Origin of the sequence: uncultured Proteiniphilum sp., from assembly GCF_937873925.1 — a bacterium.
In the GTDB taxonomy this organism is placed as follows: domain Bacteria; phylum Bacteroidota; class Bacteroidia; order Bacteroidales; family Dysgonomonadaceae; genus Proteiniphilum.
In genome coordinates, this window is the sequence record NZ_CALNAT010000259.1 from 1 (window position 1) to 5,214 (window position 5,214).

Sequence of the window (5,214 nt, forward strand, 5' to 3'; positions counted from 1 at the left end):
GAAAATTGTTTCTCAGGCAATGAATAGCGGTTCGATTCCGCTGTGCGCTACTAAACAGGAAAAGTGACTAAGCCCATCGCTTTTCTTGTTTTTTTTGTTTAATCTGAAGGTTAGCTGTAGAAAAATAATCTCATTAGCTCCACAAACTTATTATATATTTGTGAGGTTTAAAACAAGATCTGAATTTCTTGTCCTATGCAAAGCTGATTGAAAAGGAATGCTTTTAAATTTGCAAAGTGACGCCTTTGAATTAGTGCGAGTGATATTTTGCTAAACGAAAACGGAATGTTCTAAAAACAAAAATATGGAAAAAAGTAAATTACTTGAAATGAACAATGTCGGTATCGTTGTAGAGAATCTCGACAACGCTATATCTTTTTTCACAGAAATAGGATTGAATCTCGAAGGACGTGCTATAATCGAAGGGGAATGGGCTGGTCGTGTTACCGGCTTGGGCAATCAGAGTGTGGAGATTGCTATGATGGTTACTCCCGATGGACACAGCCGCCTTGAGATTTCAAAATTTATTATCCCGGCAATCGTTTCAGACCATCGAACAGCACCTGTTAATGCTCTTGGTTATCTACGCATAATGTTTAGAGTTGATAACCTTGATGAGTTGGTGTCCCGACTCATAGAAAATGGGGCTGAGCTTGTTGGTGAAGTCGTTCAGTATGAGAACGTCTATCGACTTTGCTACATTCGTGGAACGGAAGGGCTTCTAATTGGATTGGCAGAACAGCTATAAAACACACTTAAAAAATAAAACAAAATGACGGAAACAAAAATTCCAACAGTAGAAACACAAATGCTAATTAGAAAACCTGTTGCAACGGTCTTTCAGGCATTTATTGACCCGACAATCACGACTAATTTTTGGTTTACAAAATCAAGCGGACAATTAGAAGTAGGCAAAACAACCACTTGGGAATGGGAAATGTATGGCGTTTCAACGAAAGTATTTGTAAAGGACATTATTCCGAATAAGAAAATATCCATTGAATGGGACGACACGCCGGTTACAACAGTTGATTTTGAGTTTACAGCACTGACTGACGATACGACGTATGTTGTTATCAAAAACTACGGCTTCAAAGAAACAGGCGACGATTTAATACAAGCCATACAAGACAACACAGGCGGTTTTACAACAGTTTTAGACGGAATGAAAGCATATTTAGAATACAATCTAAAACTGAATTTAATTGGCGACAAGTTTCCAAAAGAAATAAGTAATCACGGACAATAAACCAACAAATCAATGGTCAATTTACGGAGATAAATCTGAGAAACAAGCCTGATAACAGTCTAATTCATTGAGGGATTTCAATAAATTAATCCTCTCTATATTACATCAAAATATAGAGGGGATTTTTGTGGCACGTTCTCTAAATTAAAAAAAAATCGCCCAACTATTTGTTTGCTAAATAGTTGGTATTTTTGTTTGTCAAAAATTAAGTGTATTCCCCATTTAATGCGGTTAACCGCTCCAAATCCTCGGGAAAATGTTTCGGGACTTGTTGGGTTTAGGCTACTTCACTAACCATAAATTATTCTACCTATGCCATATTGTGAAAAACATTCTGGACATCGTCGTCGTCCTCAAATTTTTCCAGTAGTTTTTCGATCTGTGCGCGTTGTTCTTCGTTGAGTTCTTTGGTGTCGTGCGGAATACGCTCAAACTCGGCTGAATGGATCTCAAAACCGTTCTCTTCCAGATAGCTCTGGATATCGGAGTAGGACTTGAAATCGCCGTAGAGCAGAATATCCTCCTCATCAGCTTCCACCTCATCCACACCGTAGTCGATCAGTTCCAGTTCAAGGTCTTCCAGCGAAATACCATCTTTCGGGGCTATCCTGAATACACATTTATGGTCGAATAAAAATTCCAGACTACCGGAGGTTCCCAATGAGCCGCCATGTTTGTTGAAATAGCTGCGGACGTTCGCCACAGTGCGCGTGGGATTATCGGTGGCCGTTTCCACCACGATGGCGATGCCGTAAGGCCCATAACCTTCATATACCATTTCCTTATAATCGGAATGATCCTTGTCGGTCGCCTTTTTGATGGCACGCTCCACGTTGTCCTTGGGCATATTCTCTTTCTTGGCCTGCTGTATCAATACACGCAGGCGCGGATTGGTATCGGCATCAGGACCACCCTCACGGGCGGCAATAGTGATCTGTTTTCCTAATTTAGTGAATACGCGGGCCATGTTACCCCAGCGTTTCATCTTGGTTGCCTTTCTATATTCAAATGCTCTTCCCATATTGTTATATCCTATTATCTATATCTGTCTTATTTCAATCTTTTATCAATCTCCTATCGTGCGAAGCACAATATCTTCACGAAGTGAACTATCGCCGAAGGCATTATCATGGGCAACATATATCTGCGAAGCCATTATCATTATCGTGCGAAGCACATTGTCTCTTATCTCAATTGTGCTCCCAACTCACTTTCCAGACTTTTTTGGATCCTCTGCATTACGTTGTCGATCTGTTTGTCGTTGAGCGTTTTTTCTTCGTCCTGTAACAAAAAGTTGACCGCATAGGATTTTTTACCTTGGGGCAGGTTTTTTCCTTCATACACATCAAAGAGCGATACCTGTTTCAACAGTTTCTTTTCCGATTTGAGGGCGATCTCCCGGATTTGGGCAAAAGTGATCTCTTTATCTATCAGCAGTGCCAGGTCTCGGCTTACGGCGGGGAATCTGGCTGTTTCCGAAAAGCGTACCGATTGTTTTTCGGACTCTTTCATCAGTAGATCCCAGTTCATCTCGGCAAAAAATACATCCGTATCGATATCGAACTTTTTGCATATTGCCGGGGAAACAATTCCAAAGAAGCCTATGGTGCGTTTGTGGGTTTTGACACTCATACCTGCGGAGAGGAGTTCGTTTCGTTCTGTTTCGAAGAATACCTGATTTTCACTGATCCCCATTCTCTTCAGTATATTTTCCACGTGCGCTTTCAGTTCGAAGACGGAACTTTGTTCCCCGGCCGTGGCCCAGTTCTTATGGGTGCGTTTGCCGCATATCCATAATCCGATGTGGAATTCTTCGGAATAGGGAGCAAGGATATTTTCGTTACTCTTTTTTGCTGCATCGAAGAAATAACAGTTGCCGAATTCATAGAAACGGAGGTCACCATGTTTGCGGTTGCGATTGTATGCAATACTTTCCAGTCCCCCGAAAAGCAATGTTTGACGCATTACGTTGAGGTCGTTGCTCAGCGGGTTTAGCAGTGGGACGCAATTCGTGGCAGGATAGGTTTCAAACGCCTCATAATAACCCTTTTTAGTAAGCGAATTATTCAATATCTCGTTGAAACCGTTTGCAGTAAGCTGTTCCGAAATTAATGTCTGTAGTTTTTGCTTACGGTCTGCGGGCATTTGAGCAGAGAGGTTCGCCTTTAATGAGTCGCTGATCTCCACATTGTTGTAACCGTAGATACGGAGGATATCTTCGATCACATCCACATCACGCGTTACATCCACCCGGTAGGTAGGGATACGCAGGGTGAGTTCGTTATCCGTTTCATTTTCTATCTCAATCTCCAGACTGTGCAGGATGTTCTTGACAGTCTCTTTCGGTATCTCTTTCCCTATCAGTTTGTTTATCTTATCGTAAGAGAGGCTTACCTGTGCTCTTTCGACAGGAACAGGGTAGATATCACGTACATCACCCTCTATCGTGCCGCCCGCCAGTTCTTTCACCAGCATAGCTGCCCGTTTCAATACATAGACCGTATTGGCGGGATCGGCGCCCCGTTCGAAGCGGAACGACGAATCGGTGTTCAGCCCGTGGCGACGGGCTGTTTTTCGTACCCATGTAGGATTGAAATAGGCCGATTCCAGGAATATATCGGTTGTCTTTTCGGTCACACCTGAGTCTAATCCTCCGAACACGCCGGCGATACACATCCCCTCCTCCGAGTTACAGATCATCAGGTCGTTCTCATTCAATTCGCGCTCCTCTTCATCCAATGTGATGAATTTGGTTTTTTCAGGCATGGTGCGTATCACAACCTCGTTCCCGGTGATCCGTGCCGCATCGAAAGCGTGCATCGGATGCCCTGTTTCATGAAGTACGAAATTAGTGATATCTACAATATTGTTGATGGGACGAAGCCCGATCAGCAGCAGTTTATTTTTCAGCCAGTCGGGACTCTCTTTCACTGTCACACCACGGATGGTCAGTCCCGAATAGCGTGGGCAGGCTTCCCTGTTCTCCACAATCACTTCGATACCGCCTTCCTGTGAGTCAACGGAGAATTCTTCTACAGACGGTTTTGTAAGTTTATAAGGTTTACCCGCCTGTTCCAGCCATGCCGCCAGGTCGCGTGCCACGCCAAAGTGGGAGGCTGCATCTATGCGGTTGGGAGTTATGTCTACTTCCAGTACATAATCGCTCTTTACGTTGTAGTACTCTTTGGCAGGCATTCCTACTTTGGCGTCCCCGGACAGTACAATAATACCGTCGTGTGAGGTGCCGATACCGATCTCGTCCTCGGCACATATCATGCCGAACGACTCTTCACCACGGATCCTGGAACGCTTTATCGTGATTACATCATCGCCAAAATAGAGTTTCGTGCCGAGGGGGGCTACCACCACTTTCTGCCCGGCTGCCACGTTGGGCGCACCGCATACGATTTTCTGCGGTTCTTCGCCGTTGCCGATATCTACGGTAGTGAGGTGCAGATGGTCGGAATTGGGATGGGACACGCATGTCAGCACTTTCCCGATCACCAGGCCTTCCAAGCCCCCTTTGATGGTTTGTATCTCTTCCACACTCCCTGTTTCCAGTCCTATGGAAGTGAGTGCATCGGCTGTCTCTTGTGGCGACAGATCGAATTGAAGGTACTCTTTGAGCCAGTTGTACGAAATGTTCATTCTACTAAAATTGCAATGGGATTTATGCGGATTAAAACAGATTAAATCTTACTGATATAGATCGATTCAGATTGAAAAAGATTGAAGGAGTTTGAAAAAGATTGATGATCTTTGGTTTTCCAATCTGCTTTAAATCAAAATAAACCTGTTAAAATCCGGAATCCTGATTCTTTTTGAAATAGGGCTCAAAATTACAAAAAAAAGCGATAACCTCTCTATATTTGGATTCAAGATTTCAGATTCAAAATTCAAGATTCAAGATTGTAAAAAATAATTGAAAAGTAGTCCACTTAGTAATTTAAAAGTATACCACTAAG

The 5,214-nt window shown here is 43.2% G+C and carries 4 protein-coding genes; 2 read left to right on the forward strand and 2 right to left on the reverse strand.

What is annotated here, in order from left to right; genetic code table 11:
• Positions 1-304: 304 nt before the first annotated feature.
• Positions 305-748 (forward strand): VOC family protein, encoded by a 444-nt coding sequence (locus Q0502_RS18655; RefSeq protein WP_298654047.1) that lies wholly within the window; start codon positions 305-307, stop codon positions 746-748.
• Positions 749-772: 24 nt separating this feature from the next.
• Positions 773-1,249: an SRPBCC family protein gene (locus tag Q0502_RS18660; protein WP_298654049.1), complete on the forward strand. Its 477-nt coding sequence runs from the start codon at positions 773-775 to the stop codon at positions 1,247-1,249.
• 310 nt (positions 1,250-1,559) lie between these two features.
• Here the strand turns inward: Q0502_RS18660 and Q0502_RS18665 are convergent, their stop codons facing one another.
• Together Q0502_RS18665 and pheT are read right to left on the reverse strand one after the other, a co-directional pair.
• A complete protein-coding gene (locus Q0502_RS18665; RefSeq protein WP_298654051.1) occupies positions 1,560-2,270 on the reverse strand; it encodes a YebC/PmpR family DNA-binding transcriptional regulator in 711 nt (236 codons plus the stop codon).
• A 164-nt stretch (positions 2,271-2,434) separates the two neighbouring features.
• On the reverse strand, positions 2,435-4,897 hold the full coding sequence (gene pheT / locus Q0502_RS18670) for a phenylalanine--tRNA ligase subunit beta (protein ID WP_298654053.1): 2,463 nt from the start codon (positions 4,895-4,897) through the stop codon (positions 2,435-2,437).
• Positions 4,898-5,214 lie beyond the last annotated feature (317 nt).